Here is a 15,497-nt window from a genome sequence, read left to right as displayed (position 1 = left end):
CGAGAGGCGCACCGCGCGGTTCTCGCTCTGCACGAACGTGCAAGAGTGGTCGCATGCGGGCGTGGGTGCGGGAACTGGCCGGAGGGGTCGGAGCCCTCGGGCTGGCACTGATCACCGCCGCGCAGGTCGCGGCGTCCGCGCGTTCCGAGTTGCTGTTCCGTGACGCGGATTCCCTGGTCGTGGCGATGTTCGCACGGTCCGTCCTCTCCGGGCAGCCGATGGACTGGGCGATGTCGAGCGTGCTGTTCCTCCCCGAGACCGCGGTGTTCGCCGGCCTCGACACGGTCCTGCCGTTCGAGGTGGACGGTCTGTTGGCGGTGAGCGCCGTGGTGAACCTGCTCGCCCTGTACGGAGCCGTTCGCGTCGTCGCCGGCCGTCGGTCCGAGCGATCGGCGCCCGTCACGTGGTCGTTGCTGAGCGTCGCCGCCTTCTCCGTTCTCGCCATGACCGCAGTATCGGCGTCTCGGGATGCGCTCGAGCTCGCGTCCTTGACGTTGACGACGACCTACTATGCCGCGACCGTCGTCGCCGTCGTGCTCTCGGTCGGACTGGTCCGGCGGGTGTTGGACCGGGGGTCGGGCGGCGCCGTCCCGCTGATCGCGCTCGGCGCCACAGCCCTCGTGTCGACCCTGTCGAATCCTCTCTACGCGGTGTGGGCGACGACGCCGATCGCCCTGCTGCTCGCCCTGCTCCTGATCCGAACGACGCAGAGGGCCCGGATCGGCGTGGTGATGGGCGTGCTTCTCGCCGGGACGATACTCGGATTCCTCGGACGCATTCCATTGGCGGCATGGATCGCCAACACCGGTGCCGGCTACGTGCAGCCCGAACGGTGGTCCGAGTCTCTGCAGTACTACGGCGCGCTGCTGATCGGCCGACTGTCGGCCCCCGGCGGGATCATCGCCGGGCTGCTCGTCCTCGCGCTCTTCGTGCTCGCCGGCTTCCGCACCGCACGGGCCACAGACGACGGCACCCGCTTCGTCGCCACGATCGCTTGGCTCATGCCGGTCCTCGTCGCGGTCGGGGCGATCGCGGTCGGCACCCATGCGGCCCGCTACCTGCAACCCCTCGCCTTCGCACCCGTGCTCGCGCTCGTCGCATCGCCTCGCATCGTGCGGATGCCGGTACGGGTCCGTCCGATCCTCGCGGCCGCGTCCGTCGCGCTGCTGGTCGCGGGCGGCGCAGCAAGCGTCCCTCGGCTCGCCGCCGCCGCTCAGGTCACCGACCCCGACCTGGCCTGCGTGACCGAGTGGATCGACGCGTCCGGCCGCACCGGCGCCGGGCAGTTCTGGACCGTCCGCCTGCCGAAACTGCATCTGCGGGATCCCGCCCGACTCGTCCAAGTGGATCACGAACTGCGAGGCTACGCCTGGCTCGTGAACCGGCACGACTTCGACGTCGGCGAGGTGACGTTCCTGCTGGAGGACGCGCAGACCGTCGCGTGGAGCCTGCCGCTCCCGGCCGTTCCCGAGGAAGTGGTCGACTGCGGCCGCTATCGCATCCTCGATTTCGGCGAGACCGCTCTCCCGCTCGGACCGCAGCGCAGTTGATCCGGACCGTGCCCGGTCAGCGCGGGGCAGGGCCCGTCGTGGTGCCGGCGTGGAAACGGCAGGTGAGGTGCTGCGTGATGCCGGGTTCGCCCCGGAGCATGCGTGCGATCTGCTCCCCCGCTGCCCGCCCCTTCTCGACAGCCGGCTGCACGCTGGTCGTGAGGCTGAGGTCTCCGAGACCGTCGAGCGCGATCCCATCGAATCCGGCGACGGAGAGGTCCTCCGGCACGCGGAGTCCCGCCTCCTCCGCGGCGCGGATCACCCCCACCGCGAGCAGATCGCTCTGCGCGAGCACGGCTGTCGGCCGGGTGGCGGGATCGGCGAGGAGCATCCTTCCCACCAGCACCCCTTCGTCGATGAGGCTTCCGGCGGCGGATATCGCGAGGGCGTCGGGGAAGATCTCTCGCGTCCCGGCGAGCCGATGGATCGTGACATCGACGGTGGCGTTCGCGAGCCGCTCGGGAGTGACCGCCGTCCGTTCGCGTTCGGTGTCGAGGGGAAGCGTGACCAGGGCGACGTCGCGGTGGCCGAGGTCCCGCACATGGCGCGCGATGTCGGCGGAGGCTGCTGCGTTGTCCAGAGTGATGCGCGGGATCGACTCCCCCGCGTCTCCCTCGATCACGACGACGGGGAGGCCGCGTCCGACGACGATCTCGAGTGAGGATCTCGTACGCGCCGAACAGCCGATCAGCACGACCGCATCCACCGGCGCATCGGCGATACCCGCACCCTCTTCCCCCGGCTCGTCGCGCATCAGCAGGATCCCCGCACTGAGTTCGGCCAGCCCGTCGGTGAGTCCGTCCATCAAGGCGGTCGTGACCGGGTCGAGGAAGGCCGCGCGGAGATGACCTTCGAGCACGACCGCGACGATGCCGCTGCGTCCTCGCCGCAGGGATGCCGCTCGCGGGTCGGGGCCGGCGTATCCGAGGTCGGCCGCGGCGGCGAGGACCCGCTCCCGAGTCGCGGGGGCCACCTTCGCCTTGCCGCTGAAGACGACCGAGGCGGTGGAGGTCGCCACACCCGCCTCGCGCGCGACGTCAGCGATCGTGGGCCGACGTGGCGTCTCCTGACTGCTCATACTTCGAGGATAGCTCCCTTCGTTTCCGAATTGTCGAATCGATTCGATAGGCTGTGCGGCATGGATTCAGCCCTCACCCGATCGCAGTTCGTCCGCTGGCGTGCGGCGATCTTCGCCATCTTCCTGGCGAGCGGCCTCTCGATCGCGACCTGGGCGTCGCGCGTGCCCGGGATCAAGCAGGCACTTGATCTCGACAACGCGCAGGTCGGCCTGATCCTGCTCGGCATGGGCATCGCGTCGATCGTCGGCATCTCGACCGGCCCTGCTGTGATGGCACGCACCGGAGCGCGACGGGGGATGCTCCTGACGATGCTGACGTTCGCCACCGGCATCGTGCTCGTCGGGTTGGGCGCGAACGTCTTCGGCTCCGTCACGGTGGTCCTGATCGGCATGGCGCTGTTCGGCTTCGGCAACGGCTCGGTCGACGTGATGATGAACGTCGAGGCGACGGCGATCGAGCAGCAGATGAAGCGCACGATCCTTCCCGTGTTCCACGCCTTCTTCAGTTTCGGCACGGTCATCGGCGCGGCGATCGGCGCGCTGGCGGCCCAGCTCAGGATCGACGTCGCCACGCACGCCACCGTCATCGGCGTACTGATCGCCGTGATCGCGGTGGTCTGCTTCTTCCAGGTGCCGTCACGAGAGGCAGCTCTCGACCCGACGGATCACGAGAAGCCGCCGTTCCGCGCACGCATGCACACCGCGTTGGAGGCATGGCGCGAGCCTCGGACTTACCTGCTCGGCATGGTGATGCTCGGGATGTCGTTCGCCGAGGGAGGCGCGAACGACTGGATCGCACTGGGCACCGAACAGGGGCACGGCTTCGCCGAGGGCACGGGGGCGGTATCCCTCGCGGTGTTCTCGATCGGGATGACGACGGTGCGACTGTTCGGCGGGCCGCTGGTCGACCGCTTCGGTCGCGTCCTGGTGCTGCGCATCCTCGCCGTCGCCGCGGCGTCCGGCATCCTGCTGTTCATCCTCGCGCCGACCTTCCCTCTCGTGCTCGTCGGCGCGGCGCTGTGGGGGGTCGGTGCATCGCTCGGCTTCCCCCTGGGCATGTCCGCGGCCGCAGACGATCCGGCCAAGGCCGCGGCGCGGGTGAGCGCCGCCGCCACGATCGGCTACGTCGCCTTCCTCGGCGGCCCGCCCGTCCTCGGGGTCATCAGCGAGCACATCGGTCTGCTCAACACGCTGTTCATCCTGGTCGGGCTGGTCGTGCTGTCGGGGCTGTTCTCCGGAGCCGCCCGTCCACTCCGCGAAGACGAGAAGACACCGGTGGCGCGCACGGAGCAGGGCTGAGGCTCAGCCCTCGCGCCCACGCACCAGAGCGGCCGCGTGGGAACGGCTGCGCGCGCCGAGTTTCGTGAGCACGTTGGACACATGCGTCTTGACGGTGGGCACCGAGATGCGCAGTCGCGCCGCGAGCTGAGCGTTCGACCACCCCTGGAGGATGCCGTCGAGCACCTCTTGCTCGCGCACGGTGAGGTCGTCCTGCGCCCGCCTGCCCGGCGCCTGCGTTCCCGGTGCCGGATGATCGGTGCTCCGGACGACCGCGGCGAGCGCTCGTCTGGTCACCCGCGGATCCAGCGCCCCCTCCCCCGCAGCCACCGAGCGCACTGCCTGGACGAGGGTCGGCGCATCGACCGTCTTGAGGAGGAAGCCCACGGCGCCGGCACGGATCGCCCCGAACACGAGCTCGTCCTCATCGAAGCTCGTCAGCACGAGGACCTCTCCGAAACCGCGCTCGACGATCTCCCGGGTCGCGGAGATCCCGTCGCGACCCGGCATCCGCACATCCATGAGCACCACGTCGGGTCGCAGTGCAGCCGCGTTCCGGACGGCCACGTCACCGTCCGCCGCTTCCCCGACCACGGTGATGCCTTGCGCCTCGAGCATGATGCGCAGACCGGCTCTGATCGCCCCGTGGTCGTCGGCCAGCAGCACCGTGGGGGCCGTCACGCCCGAACCTCGACCGGGATGCGGCCTTCGACGGACCATCCGTCCGCGACCCGGCCGGCCGAGAAATCACCGCCCAGTGCCCCGACACGTTCCCGCAGCAGTTGCAGTCCCCATCCCTCGTCGCCGTGCGCGGCTGCCGCACTGGCGACCCCTCCTCGCGAGTGCACCCCGACGCGGACCCCGGCGTCGTCCCCCTCGATCGTGATGTCGACCTCGGCACCACTCGCGTGCCGGATGCAGTTCGTGAGGGCTTCGCGCACGATGCGGACAACGGCCTGCTCGGGGCCGGCACCGAGGTCGGGGAGCTCGCCGGCGGTGAAGCGGATGAGGAGACCCGTCCGCTCCGCCTCCTGCACGATTCCCGCCAGGTCGGACCAGCGCGGTGTCGGGGTGAAAGTCCCGTTTCCGCGACGCAGGACCGAGATCATGGACCGCAGGGCGCCGTGGGCGTCGAGACCTGCATCGCGGACAGCCCGCAGCGCATCCCTGTCCGTCGTGCGGTCGGGCTCCATCGACAGCGCGGCCTCGGCACGGATCGCCATCGCCATGACGTGGCCGGCCACCACGTCGTGCAGCTCCCGCGCCATGGTCTCCCGTTCGCGCTGCACGGCCTCGACGCGGTCCCTCTCCGCGACGGCGGCGGCCTCTTCCGCGCGCTGGCGGTGCAGCTCCGCGAGCTCATGGGCTTGGGACACGGCGACGGCCCACCAGTAGTCCGTGCCGAAGATCGCGCCGAACTGCACGCCGATGAGGAAGGCGACGGGGAATCGCACGTCGGTGAAGAGCCAGGCAGCCAGGAAGAGGAGGATCGTCGACGCCCCCAGCAGCCCGAGCAGTACGCGGCGCCCGTGCGGTCCGGCGAGGAACGCCGCCGTCCACAGCACGTCCAGCAGCACGACGAGGGTGCCGAGGCCGCCGACGGTGAGCAGATCGATGACGAAGAGCAGCGTCACCAGGACGAGCACCGTCGTCGGCATCCGCCTCTTGGCCAGCGCGAGCGCGCATGCCGGCAGCGCGAGCACCAGAGACCACCAGGGTGAGAACGGCTCGGGGAGAATCGAGAACGGCCCCCAGATACCGCGGAACCCGAGCGCGGCCATCACGATCGCGAGAAGGGCCATGCCGACAGGATCGGCCCACCAGCGGTGACGGCGATACCAGGCGCCGAATCCGCCGTCGACCTGCTCATGCATGCCCTCATGCAATCACGGTGCGCGTGCCGGCGCATCCGACGAAGGGATGAGGAGGGCGGCGAGAACGGTACTTTCGCCCGATCCGTCACGGTTGCGCATCGGCGAGCGTGAAGCCATGGAACTCTTCGGCGGGCTGCCGCTCCCCCTTTCCCTCGCGGTCCTGGCGCTGATCGACGGACTGAGTGTCGGCACTCTCCTCATCCCGGTCTTCCTCCTCCTGCATCCGGGACGGATCCGTGCCGGTCGCATCCTCCTCTACCTCGCCACGATCGCCACGTTCTATCTGCTCGTCGGTCTCCTGTTCCTCTGGGGATTGGTGAACCTCGTCGACGTGGCTTCCGCCTTCCTCGCGTCTCCGGCCGGGCTCATCATCCGTCTCCTCGTGGGAGGCGGGCTCCTGATCACGGCATTCGTGATGCCGACGGGCGACAAGACGGCGAAGAGCGGGTCCACCGAGACGATCGCTCGGCCGAGCACGCCCGCCGCACAGGAGGAGACCGGCGGCCGGTCGCCGATGACACCCGACCCACCCACCGCGACGACGACGGCCGGCACCCGCCCCGGACGCATCACGCGGTGGCGGGAGCGTCTGCTCGATCCGCGCACCCGGGGGACCGCGGTGATGGCGGTGGCGATCGCCGCGGGTGTCGTGGAGATCGCCACGATGCTCCCCTACATCGTCGCGATGACGATGCTCGCGGATGCCGGGATCGACACCCCGCTGCGTGTGATGTCGCTCGTCGGATACTGCGCGCTGATGATCCTGCCCGCGATCATCCTGCTCCTCCTCCGCCTCGTCGCCGCGCCTCTGGTGCAACGACCGCTCGAGCGCTTCGCCGCGTGGATGCAGCGCACCGGCGCCGAAAACACCGCCTGGATCATCGGCATCATCGGATTCCTGATCGCGCGTTCCGCCGCCAGCGAGCTCGGACTCTTCTAAGCCATCCGCTCGTTCCCGGCCGCCGCCGTCGACGGTGCGACGAGGCACCTTCCCGACGAAGTAGGCTCGACGGGTGCGTCTCGTCATCGCCCGCTGCTCGGTCGACTACACCGGTCGGCTCAATGCCCATCTTCCGCTCGCCACGCGTCTGCTCGTGCACAAGGGAGACGGGAGTCTGCTCGTGCACTCCGACGGCGGAAGCTACAAGCCGTTGAACTGGATGAGCCCGCCGTGCTCGCTGTCGAGCGAGGTTCCCGGCGAGGAAGAAGCGAGCGCCGGCGTCGTCGAGGTGTGGCGCGTGACGCACAAAAAGACCGGTGACGCACTGCGCGTGCAGATCTACGAGATCATCCACGACACGTCCCACGAGCTGGGCGTCGATCCCGGACTGCAGAAGGACGGCGTCGAGGCCGACCTGCAGCGGCTCCTCGCCGAACAGGTCGAACGCATCTCGGAGGGCGCGACGCTGGTGCGTCGCGAGTACCCCACGGCGATCGGACCGGTCGACCTTCTGGTGCGGGATGTCGACGGGGCTGCGATCGCCGTCGAGATCAAGCGACGCGGCGACATCGACGGCGTGGAGCAGCTGACCCGTTACCTCGAGCTGCTGGGCCGCGACCCCCACCTCTCCCCCGTCCAGGGTGTCTTCGCCGCGCAGGAGATCAAACCCCAAGCCCGTGTTCTCGCCGAAGACCGGGGCATCCGCTGCCTGGTGCTCGACTACGACGACATGAAGGGCATCGAGTCGGGCATCCCCCGCCTTTTCTGAGTCGTTCCGTCAACGCGCGGCCATAAGCCGCGGCGTCGGTCCTTCCAGCCGCGCGATCGCGATCTTCACCTCGAAGATCTCCTGCTCGATGCGCGTGAACCGCACGTCGAACTTCGCATCTTGCGCGTCGAACCTTGCGTCGAACCTCGCGTCCACTGCCGCGAACCGTGCGTCCATGCGACTGATCATCCAGCCGAATCCGCTGACCGTGGCCACCAGAGTCGTCGCCCCGGTCGCCAAGATCGTGATGATTTCCATCGACACGTACATGCCCCCATTCTCACCCGTGAAACCGCCGTTGTCACGACCTTATATGGAGACATTTCGTGTTCACATAAGGTGTGCATAAGGTCCTTAGGTGCACACCTGTGCAGGAAGCACGGTCATCCTCTCGCGGCACCCTAGGCTGGGAGCATGTCCCACTCCCCCTACTCCTGCGTACTGTGGGACGTCGACGGCACCATCGTCGATGCCTCCGTCGGCATCCTCCGTCGGCTGAACACCGCGCTCACGCACTTCGGCCACCCCGCGCCGACACGCGAGGAGCTGGTGCACTGGATCGGGCCTCCGATGTTCCAGTCGTTCCAGGACCAGGCCGGGATGACGCCGGAGCAGTCCGCCGAGGCAGTCGCCTTCTACCGCACACTCGGCAAGGCAGACGGGTACACGACCGACGTCGCGACCTACCCGGGAGTGACCGAGCTCATCAACGAGCTCCATGCCGCGGGCGTCCCCCAGGCGACGGCGAGCTCCAAGCCCGAGAACCAGGTGGACGCACTCGTCGACCATTTCGGCCTCCGCCCGGCATTCCTCACCACCGTCGGCGCGACGCCGGATGAGGCGACCCTCGCATCGAAGACCGACATCGTCGCCGAGGCCCTGCGTCGCCTGCGCGCCCTGGGCGCCGACACCTCGAATCCGGTGCTCATCGGCGACCGGCACCACGACGTCGAGGGAGGCGCGGCCAACGGCGTGCCGGTGATCTTCGTCGAGTGGGGCTTCAGCGACCCCCATGAAGGAGACGACGCCGCATTCCGCGTCGGCTCCGTTCCCGAACTGCGCACGCTGCTGATCGGCAGCTGACCGCGAGCCGGCGGTCAGCGGGCACGTCGCTCATCGTGCCCGTGCGACCTCATCGCCCGGCAGAAGCACAGAACTCCCCGACGGAGTGCGCTCGTGACGCGCTCCGTTCGGGGAGTTCTGTGTCTCGCCCGTCTCAGACGGGGCGAATGTTCTCTGCCTGCAGGCCCTTGGGGCCCTGCGCCACATCGAACTCGACTCGCTGGTTCTCTTCGAGAGACCGGTAGCCGGATGACTGGATGGCGGAGTAGTGCGCGAAGACGTCAGCGCCTCCGTCGTCGGGGGAGATGAAGCCGAAGCCCTTCTCCGAGTTGAACCACTTGACCGTGCCCTGGGTGCTCATGTACTGCCTGTTCTGCTGGGTAAAAAGCCGACGCAGGGATGCCCCGACACCGCTAACGCTAGTGGAGGAGGCCCGGAGAGGAATAGCCGCGGCAAGAAGGTAATCCAAATGTTGCATGAGCGGCACACGGCCGTGATCCGGCAGGCGGGCGCGTGGGAGGGGGCATGGACGCCGCCCGGAAAATGGTGTGGCCCTCACCGCGGGGGGAGCGATGAGGGCCGAAGACGACCGGAGGGTGCGTCAGAAACAGCCTAGCTCCTTTTCGGAGGTCTTGTCCCCCTTTTGGGGGACAAATCCGAAAATCGGTGAGGACGACGATAGCGGCCCCCTCGAGTAGCCCATTGGGGACTGAACTACTCGAGAGGGCCCAATCGCATGCACGGATCGTCTTGGCCCTGGGGTGGCTCTTCCGTCTCCTGGGGAGAGACGGGGACGATCAATCCCCGTGTGCATGCACCTTCACCATAGGGGAGGAGGCCCGATCCCGCCACGGACGCCACCCCGGTGAGCTCGAACACGGCCGGAGTGCGGATCCCGCGCGGATCATGGGTTCCGGGCGGAGATGGAGCGAACAGCACGCGAGTAGCCTGAAGCGGTGACGCTGCTCAACAAGGACATGACACTGTGCATCTCGCTGTCGGCGCGGCCGAGCAACAACGGGACACGGTTCCACAACCACCTCTACGAAGCGCTCGGGCTGAACTGGATCTATAAGGCCTTCGCGCCGACCGACCTCGCGCAGGCCATCGCCGGGGTGCGGGGACTCGGCATCCGCGGCTGCGCGATCTCGATGCCCTATAAAGAGGACGTCATCGCGCTGGTCGACCGGATGGACCCCTCCGCCACGGCGATCGACTCCGTCAACACCATCGTCAACGACGAGGGCGTGCTCACGGCGCACAACACCGACTACACGGCGATCGCGCAGTTGATCGCCCGCAACGAGCTCGATCCCGCCGCGTCGGTCCTGCTCCGCGGTTCGGGAGGCATGGCCAAAGCGACCGCGGCGGCTTTCCGCGACGCCGGGTTCGGCGAGGTCACAATCGTCGCCAGGAACGAGACGAACGGACGCGGACTCGCGGCGTCGTACGGCTTCGACTGGCGTGCGGACGTCGCGGACGCGACCGCCGACATCCTGGTCAACGTCACGCCGATCGGGATGACCGGCGGACCGGACGAGCACGCGCCGGCGTTCTCCGACACTGCCGTCTCGACGGCTTCCGTCGTGTTCGACGTCGTCGCACTCCCGGCGGAGACGCCCCTGATCAGGGCGGGACGAGCAGCGGGAGCGACGGTGATCACGGGTGCGGAAGTGGCTACCCTGCAGGCGCTCGAGCAGTTCGTCCTGTACACCGGCATCCGCCCGACCGCGGTGCAGGTGCAGGCCGCGGAGGAGTTCATGCGCGCGGGGACGCCGTGATCGCCGCGACGATACCTGGGTAGCCTAGGCGCATGAGCGCGCCTCGCACCGTACGAAGAGACATCCCCCGACGGACGACCGCCGCCCTGGCCACGGCAGCGGTCATCACCCTGACGCTGGCAGCCTGCACGGGCGGGGAAGCGACGCCGACGCCCGACGGGAGTCAAGGATTCCCCGATGACGGGTGCACGCACATCGCCATCGCGACGTCGTCGGAGAAGGTCAACATGCTCGACGAGCTCGCGACCGCCTTCAAGGACTCACCGGAGCACGAGGCGCTCGACACGTGCGCCACGGTGCGCCCGACGAACGTGTCGTCCGGAAACGCCGCGCGCTACCTCACCTCGGGCGAGGACTGGCCGAGCGACGACCGCGCCCTGTGGCCGACGCTGTGGTCGCCGGCGTCGACCGTCTGGACCGATCGCGTGAGCGCAGCCGCCTCGGCGAACCTCGTCGGCTCGCCGGCATCGTTCACGCGCACGCCGGTCGTGTTCGGGATGCCCGAGCCGATGGCCAAGGCCCTCGGCTGGCCGGACGAGCCGATCAGCATCACCGACCTCGAAGGCCTGTGCCAGGACCCCGACGGGTGGGGGAGCGTCGGAAAGGACATCTGGGGCGCGTTCAAGATCTCGAAGACGAACCCGAACACCTCGACCACCGGACTCTCGACCATCCTGATGCAGTCCTATGAGGCATCGGGCAAGGCGGAGGGACTCACGTCCGCAGACGTCGACGCCGCTGCCGACTTCTCGCGCGTCTTCGAGGAGTGCGTGATCCACTACGGCGACACCACGGGAAACGTGCTCTCGACCCTGTACGACGAGACGCAGAACGGCGCCAACGGCTCCGCGTACGTGTCGGCCGTGGCGCTGGAGGAGACGTCCCTGCTCAACTACAACAAGGGCAACCCCGACTCCCACACCGTCCAGCCGGGCGAGACGCTGACTCCGCCGAAGACGAAGCTCGTCGCCGTCTACCCGTCCGGCGGCTCGATGTGGTCCGACAATCCCGTCACCGTGCTCGGTGCCGACTGGGTGACAGCGGAGCAGCGCACCGCGGGTGAGGCCTTCGCCGCCTTCCTGCAGACCACGGCGGCTCAGGAGATCCTCCCCGAGTACGGCTTCCGCCCGCTCGACGAGTCGGTCCCGCTGGGCGACCTGTTCACCGCCAACTTCGGGGTCGACCCGGCACAGCCCCGCGTGACGCTGCCCAAGCCCGAGGTCGACGTGATCTCGACCGCGATCGACCAGTGGACACAGGTGCGAAAGCCTTCGTCGGTGCTGGAGCTCATCGACATCTCGGGCTCGATGGACGAGCCGATCGGCGACGGACGCTCGCGCCTCGACGGTGCGATCCAGGGCGCGCAGACGACCCTCGACCACTTCCGCTCGACCGATGAGGTCGGGGTCTGGGCCTTCACGACGGATGTCGACTCCCCAGAGGGCGAGGGCATCCAGGTGCTGCGCCGTGTCACGCCGCTGGGCGCCGACGGCGAGAAGCTCGACTCCTCGCTCGATGACCTCCGGTACGCGCAACGCAACGGGACGCCCCTGTACGACGCCGTCCTCACGGCGTACGAGGCCATGAGCGAGCGGGCAGAACCCGGACGCATCAACGCGATCGTCGTCCTGTCCGACGGCGAGGACACCGACTCCTCCACGTCCCTCGACTCCCTGATCGCGAAGATCGGCAAGAGCACGAAGGAGGGGGGCACCGACGCACCGGTGCGCATCTTCCCGATCGCCTACGGCTCCGGTGCCGACACCTCGGCCCTGCAGCGCATCGCCGACGCCACCGGAGGGCAGATGTTCGACGCCTCGGACGCCGAACGCATCGACCTCGTCTTCGCTTCCGTGATCAACAACTTCTGAGGTGGGCATGATCAGCACCACGACATCCGGTTCCGGCTGGATCGATGACGCGATCGCTGGTCTCGGCGCGGGTGACGTGTACGTGTCGCCCGATGTCTCCGACAGCTCCGGGCTGACCGAAGCGCTCACGGGAGTCGTGCCTTCCGACGGATCGGTCGCGGTCGTGGTGCTGCCGAAAGACGCCGGCCTCGACAGCCCGTACAGCACCTACATCCTCGAGAAGCTCGTCGGTGCCACCGATCAGCCGACCGTGGTGCTCGCCATCGGAGACGACCTCCAGGCCGCCTCGACGGCGATCGAGAGCGAGCAGGCCCTGTTCATCGCGAACACGAACGAGACGGCCGCAGGCGGCGACACACAGACCGCGCTGGTCGAGACCGTGCAGCAGATCGTCGACGAGACGCCATCCTCGCCAGGAGCGGGTGCCGGTGGGGGAGGAGCGGACTGGCTGCTCCCCGTGATCATCGGCGGCGCCGTGCTGGTGGCCGCCGCGGGGACGGCGATCGGGGTGCTCGCCCGGCGACGTCGCAACCCCGAACCCGTGGCGACGGCGGATCCCGTGCCTCCCGGCATCCGACTTCGGGTGAATCGTCTGCGCGAACTCCGCAGCGACTACGCGAATCTGCCGAACTCCCCGACCGCTGCGGAGACGGCACACGGCATCGATACCCTCGCCTCGCACGTCGAGCAACTCTTCGTCCGCCTCGACGCCAAGGCGGAGGCCGACCAGATCGTGCTCGCGGAAGCCGAGTACTCCGACAAGCTCGCACGCCTCGTCGCGGCGCTGGAGCCCGACTACCTGCTCGATCTGCTGACGCGACCCGACCTGTGGGACGCCCCGGACGAGCGCATCGGCGAAGTGCGCGAGGCACTGACAGGCGTGACCACGCAGATCGTCGACAACATCAAGCAAGTCAACGCCCGCACGGGTCTGCGCTTCCAAGTGTCGTTGGATTCCCTCATCGGCCGCTCGGAGTTGCGCGACTGGGAACGGCGGTTCCGGCAGAGCTCGGGGGAGTGAGGGTGAGATGAAGACCATCGGAGTGCTCGGAGGAATGAGCTGGGAGTCGTCGCTCGAGTGGTATCGGCTCGCGAACGAGCGCGTGCACGGGCGGCTCGGCGGTCACCACTCGGCGCGCATCCTGCTGGACTCGCTCGACTTCGCCGTGATCGAGGAGATGCAGGCGCGGGACGACTGGGACGCGGCGGGTGCTCTGCTCGCCGATCGTGCACGAGCGCTCGAGGGCGCCGGCGCCGAAGTGCTGGTGCTGTGCACGAACACGATGCACCTCGTCGCGGATCGGATCCAGAACGCGGTGACCATCCCCTTCCTCCACATCGCCGATGTCACCGCCGAGGCGATCGCCGCCTCCGGGATGCAGACGGTCGGGCTGCTCGGTACGGCGTTCACGATGGAGCGTCCGTTCTACGCCGAGCGCCTCGCGACCCACGGCATCCGCACCATCGTGCCGGAGGAGGACGACCGGGTGGCCGTGCACTCCGTCATCTACGACGAGCTCGTCCACGGCGTGATCCGCGAGGAATCACGCCGACGCTACGTCGAGGTGATCGAGCATCTGGTGTCGCGGGGAGCCGAGGGCATCATCCTGGGCTGCACCGAGATCGAACTGCTCATCTCGGCCGCGGACGCCCCCGTTCCGGTGTTCCCGACGACGGCGCTGCACGTCGACGCCGCGGTCGATCTCGCCCTCGGGAACTCATCCACGCCGTGAGTGCCCGGCGGAGGCGACGCGACTCGGCCCCGTCACCCCCGCCGAACGGGAGTTCACTCAGCCCTTCGCGCCTTTGCGGGGCTTCAGGAACTCGTCTGGTGCATTCTTCTCGCGCTTGGCCGCGCGCTTCTCCTTGAGCGTGAGCTGCGGCGCCTTCTTGCTTCCTCGACCCTGGATGGACTTGCCTGACATGGTTGCTCGCTTCCCCTTCTGTGGCTGGCGTAACCTCTGACCATAGCCCGTTGCCTGCGGAAGTCAAATTACTTTCTGACCGGGTTGTTTTTGCTACACTGGACACCGCTGAGCACGACGTGGACACAGCGCTGCGACGGGGACGACCCCGGCCGCGGTCACCAGTCGGGGACGACCCCACCTCGAAGGAGTCCAGCGATGTCACGCACAGAGCTCAGACAGTTGATCAGCGGCACGGACATCGTCCGCATCGTCCTCGGATGGGGTGCCTTCGCGGCTCTCCTCCTGCTGCACCCGGTGTTGGCCGCCCCCGTGGCCGCCCCGGTCCTCGTGATCGCCCTCGGCGCGATCATCGCCGTGATCCTCGTGTGCGCGTTCGGTGTGGTGAAGCAGGCCGAGGCCCTCGCCCATCGACTCGGCGACCCCTACGGCTCGCTCGTCCTGACGCTGTCGATCGTCCTCATCGAAGTCATCCTGATCTCGGCGGTCATGCTCGGCCCGGGAGAGCACGCCACCATCGCGCGCGACTCCGTCATGGCCGTCGCGATGATCATCCTGAACCTCGTGATCGGGCTCGCTCTCCTGCTCGGCGGTCTCCGCCACCGCGGCATGGCGCACAACCGCACCGGCACGTCGGCGTACCTGTCGATGCTCATCGTCCTCATCGCGCTGGCCTTCGGCCTCCCGGCCCTCATCGGCACGGACGGGTCGTTCACGACCGCGCAGGAGATCCCGATCATCATCCTCACCGTCCTGCTGTACGCGTTCTTCCTGTACCGGCAGATGGGTGCGCAGGCGAGCGACTTCACCGAGGTCGACCCACGCCTGCTGCAGAGCCCGCAGCACAAGGAAGAGTCCGAAGCCGGCAGAGGCATCCGTCAGGTCGTGGCCGAGCACCGCACCGAGGTCCTCGTCCGCCTCGCGCTGCTGGTGGTCACCGTCATCCCGATCGTGCTGCTGTCGCACGACATGGCGGCACTCCTCGATGACGGTCTGGGTCGCCTGGGCGCCCCGGTCGCCCTCGCCGGAGTGCTCATCGCGGGCATCGTCTTCCTCCCCGAGTCCATCACCGCCGTGCGAGCGGCCCTCGGCGGCGAAGCCCAGCGGGTGAACAACCTCTGCCACGGCGCCCTGGTGTCCACGGTGGGACTCACCATCCCCGCGGTGCTGATCATCGGCATGTTCACCGGCCAGACCGTGGTCCTCGCTGAGTCGCCGGCGAACCTGCTGATGCTCGCCGTCACGCTGCTGCTCTCGGTGACGACCTTCGCTGCCCGGCGCGTGACCGCGATGCACGGTGCCGCACACGTGGTGACGTTCGCCGTCTACCTCGTCGTGCTGTTCAGCTGAGGCGTCGACCACCGATCGA

16 protein-coding genes are annotated in these 15,497 nt (G+C 68.5%); 10 read left to right on the top strand and 6 right to left on the bottom strand.

Annotation, left to right across the window (positions count from 1 at the left end):
* The first annotated feature begins 53 nt into the window (after positions 1-53).
* A complete protein-coding gene (locus FGL91_RS05160) occupies positions 54-1,550 on the top strand; it encodes a hypothetical protein (RefSeq protein WP_153243267.1) in 1,497 nt (498 codons plus the stop codon).
* A 16-nt stretch (positions 1,551-1,566) separates the two neighbouring features.
* Here FGL91_RS05160 and FGL91_RS05155 read toward each other — a convergent pair whose 3' ends face one another.
* Complete coding sequence (locus FGL91_RS05155; RefSeq protein WP_153243266.1) at positions 1,567-2,628, bottom strand: LacI family DNA-binding transcriptional regulator; 1,062 nt, start codon at positions 2,626-2,628, stop codon at positions 1,567-1,569.
* A 60-nt stretch (positions 2,629-2,688) separates the two neighbouring features.
* Here FGL91_RS05155 and FGL91_RS05150 point away from each other — a divergent pair, with 60 nt between their 5' ends.
* Complete coding sequence (locus FGL91_RS05150) at positions 2,689-3,927, top strand: MFS transporter (RefSeq protein ID WP_153243265.1); 1,239 nt, start codon at positions 2,689-2,691, stop codon at positions 3,925-3,927.
* A 3-nt stretch (positions 3,928-3,930) separates the two neighbouring features.
* Here the strand turns inward: FGL91_RS05150 and FGL91_RS05145 are convergent, their stop codons facing one another.
* Complete coding sequence (locus FGL91_RS05145; protein WP_227991901.1) at positions 3,931-4,587, bottom strand: response regulator; 657 nt, start codon at positions 4,585-4,587, stop codon at positions 3,931-3,933.
* On the bottom strand, positions 4,584-5,780 hold the full coding sequence (locus tag FGL91_RS05140) for a sensor histidine kinase (protein WP_153243263.1): 1,197 nt from the start codon (positions 5,778-5,780) through the stop codon (positions 4,584-4,586). Before FGL91_RS05140 ends, FGL91_RS05145 begins: the two co-directional genes overlap by 4 nt.
* Before the next feature lie 115 nt (positions 5,781-5,895).
* On the opposite strand from FGL91_RS05140, the gene FGL91_RS05135 reads away from it, so the two are divergent.
* Together FGL91_RS05135 and nucS are read left to right on the top strand one after the other, a co-directional pair.
* Positions 5,896-6,720 (top strand): GAP family protein, encoded by an 825-nt coding sequence (locus tag FGL91_RS05135; protein WP_153243262.1) that lies wholly within the window; start codon positions 5,896-5,898, stop codon positions 6,718-6,720.
* A 73-nt stretch (positions 6,721-6,793) separates the two neighbouring features.
* A complete protein-coding gene (gene nucS, locus FGL91_RS05130) occupies positions 6,794-7,489 on the top strand; it encodes an endonuclease NucS (protein WP_153243261.1) in 696 nt (231 codons plus the stop codon).
* A 9-nt stretch (positions 7,490-7,498) separates the two neighbouring features.
* Here nucS and FGL91_RS05125 read toward each other — a convergent pair whose 3' ends face one another.
* Positions 7,499-7,759: a response regulator gene (locus FGL91_RS05125; RefSeq protein WP_131491612.1), complete on the bottom strand. Its 261-nt coding sequence runs from the start codon at positions 7,757-7,759 to the stop codon at positions 7,499-7,501.
* 144 nt (positions 7,760-7,903) lie between these two features.
* Here FGL91_RS05125 and FGL91_RS05120 point away from each other — a divergent pair, with 144 nt between their 5' ends.
* Positions 7,904-8,572: an HAD hydrolase-like protein gene (locus tag FGL91_RS05120; RefSeq protein WP_153243260.1), complete on the top strand. Its 669-nt coding sequence runs from the start codon at positions 7,904-7,906 to the stop codon at positions 8,570-8,572.
* 133 nt (positions 8,573-8,705) lie between these two features.
* Here FGL91_RS05120 and FGL91_RS05115 read toward each other — a convergent pair whose 3' ends face one another.
* Complete coding sequence (locus FGL91_RS05115) at positions 8,706-8,912, bottom strand: cold-shock protein (RefSeq protein WP_017203899.1); 207 nt, start codon at positions 8,910-8,912, stop codon at positions 8,706-8,708.
* Positions 8,913-9,507: 595 nt separating this feature from the next.
* On the opposite strand from FGL91_RS05115, the gene FGL91_RS05110 reads away from it, so the two are divergent.
* The 4 genes from FGL91_RS05110 to FGL91_RS05095 are packed head-to-tail and all read left to right on the top strand — an operon-like array spanning position 9,508 to position 13,936.
* Entirely contained in the window at positions 9,508-10,332 is an 825-nt protein-coding gene (locus FGL91_RS05110; RefSeq protein ID WP_265491433.1) for a shikimate 5-dehydrogenase, read from the top strand.
* Between the two features lie 32 nt (positions 10,333-10,364).
* Complete coding sequence (locus FGL91_RS05105) at positions 10,365-12,203, top strand: substrate-binding and vWA domain-containing protein (RefSeq protein WP_131491613.1); 1,839 nt, start codon at positions 10,365-10,367, stop codon at positions 12,201-12,203.
* 7 nt (positions 12,204-12,210) lie between these two features.
* Positions 12,211-13,224, top strand: coding sequence for a hypothetical protein (locus FGL91_RS05100; RefSeq protein WP_153243259.1), 1,014 nt, complete (start codon positions 12,211-12,213; stop codon positions 13,222-13,224).
* Positions 13,225-13,231: 7 nt separating this feature from the next.
* Positions 13,232-13,936, top strand: coding sequence for an aspartate/glutamate racemase family protein (locus FGL91_RS05095; RefSeq protein ID WP_153243258.1), 705 nt, complete (start codon positions 13,232-13,234; stop codon positions 13,934-13,936).
* Between the two features lie 57 nt (positions 13,937-13,993).
* Here the strand turns inward: FGL91_RS05095 and FGL91_RS19230 are convergent, their stop codons facing one another.
* Positions 13,994-14,128 carry a hypothetical protein gene (locus tag FGL91_RS19230; RefSeq protein WP_256535463.1) on the bottom strand — a complete coding sequence of 45 codons (135 nt, stop codon included), beginning with the start codon at positions 14,126-14,128 and terminating at the stop codon, positions 13,994-13,996.
* 198 nt (positions 14,129-14,326) lie between these two features.
* On the opposite strand from FGL91_RS19230, the gene FGL91_RS05090 reads away from it, so the two are divergent.
* Positions 14,327-15,478: a calcium:proton antiporter gene (locus tag FGL91_RS05090; protein ID WP_153243257.1), complete on the top strand. Its 1,152-nt coding sequence runs from the start codon at positions 14,327-14,329 to the stop codon at positions 15,476-15,478.
* The last annotated feature ends 19 nt before the right edge of the window (positions 15,479-15,497 follow it).

The organism is Microbacterium sp. CBA3102, from assembly GCF_007954505.1.
GTDB classification, from domain to species: Bacteria; Actinomycetota; Actinomycetes; order Actinomycetales; family Microbacteriaceae; genus Microbacterium; species Microbacterium aurugineum.
This window is presented reverse-complemented; position numbering and strand designations above follow the sequence as displayed.

Bases quoted from the DNA above. Each gene is read 5' to 3' on its own strand.
- FGL91_RS05120 (WP_153243260.1), top strand. From the start codon at position 7,904: ATGTCCCACTCCCCCTACTCCTGCGTACTGTGGGACGTCGACGGCACC.
- FGL91_RS05135 (WP_153243262.1), top strand. From the start codon at position 5,896: ATGGAACTCTTCGGCGGGCTGCCGCTCCCCCTTTCCCTCGCGGTCCTG.
- FGL91_RS05100 (WP_153243259.1), top strand. From the start codon at position 12,211: ATGATCAGCACCACGACATCCGGTTCCGGCTGGATCGATGACGCGATC.
- FGL91_RS05095 (WP_153243258.1), top strand. From the start codon at position 13,232: ATGAAGACCATCGGAGTGCTCGGAGGAATGAGCTGGGAGTCGTCGCTC.
- FGL91_RS05160 (WP_153243267.1), top strand. From the start codon at position 54: ATGCGGGCGTGGGTGCGGGAACTGGCCGGAGGGGTCGGAGCCCTCGGG.
- FGL91_RS05150 (WP_153243265.1), top strand. From the start codon at position 2,689: ATGGATTCAGCCCTCACCCGATCGCAGTTCGTCCGCTGGCGTGCGGCG.
- FGL91_RS05155 (WP_153243266.1), bottom strand. From the start codon at position 2,628: ATGAGCAGTCAGGAGACGCCACGTCGGCCCACGATCGCTGACGTCGCG.
- FGL91_RS05115 (WP_017203899.1), bottom strand. From the start codon at position 8,912: ATGAGCACCCAGGGCACGGTCAAGTGGTTCAACTCGGAGAAGGGCTTC.
- FGL91_RS05090 (WP_153243257.1), top strand. From the start codon at position 14,327: ATGTCACGCACAGAGCTCAGACAGTTGATCAGCGGCACGGACATCGTC.
- FGL91_RS05105 (WP_131491613.1), top strand. From the start codon at position 10,365: ATGAGCGCGCCTCGCACCGTACGAAGAGACATCCCCCGACGGACGACC.
- FGL91_RS05125 (WP_131491612.1), bottom strand. From the start codon at position 7,759: ATGTACGTGTCGATGGAAATCATCACGATCTTGGCGACCGGGGCGACG.
- FGL91_RS05140 (WP_153243263.1), bottom strand. From the start codon at position 5,780: ATGCATGAGCAGGTCGACGGCGGATTCGGCGCCTGGTATCGCCGTCAC.
- FGL91_RS19230 (WP_256535463.1), bottom strand. From the start codon at position 14,128: ATGTCAGGCAAGTCCATCCAGGGTCGAGGAAGCAAGAAGGCGCCGCAG.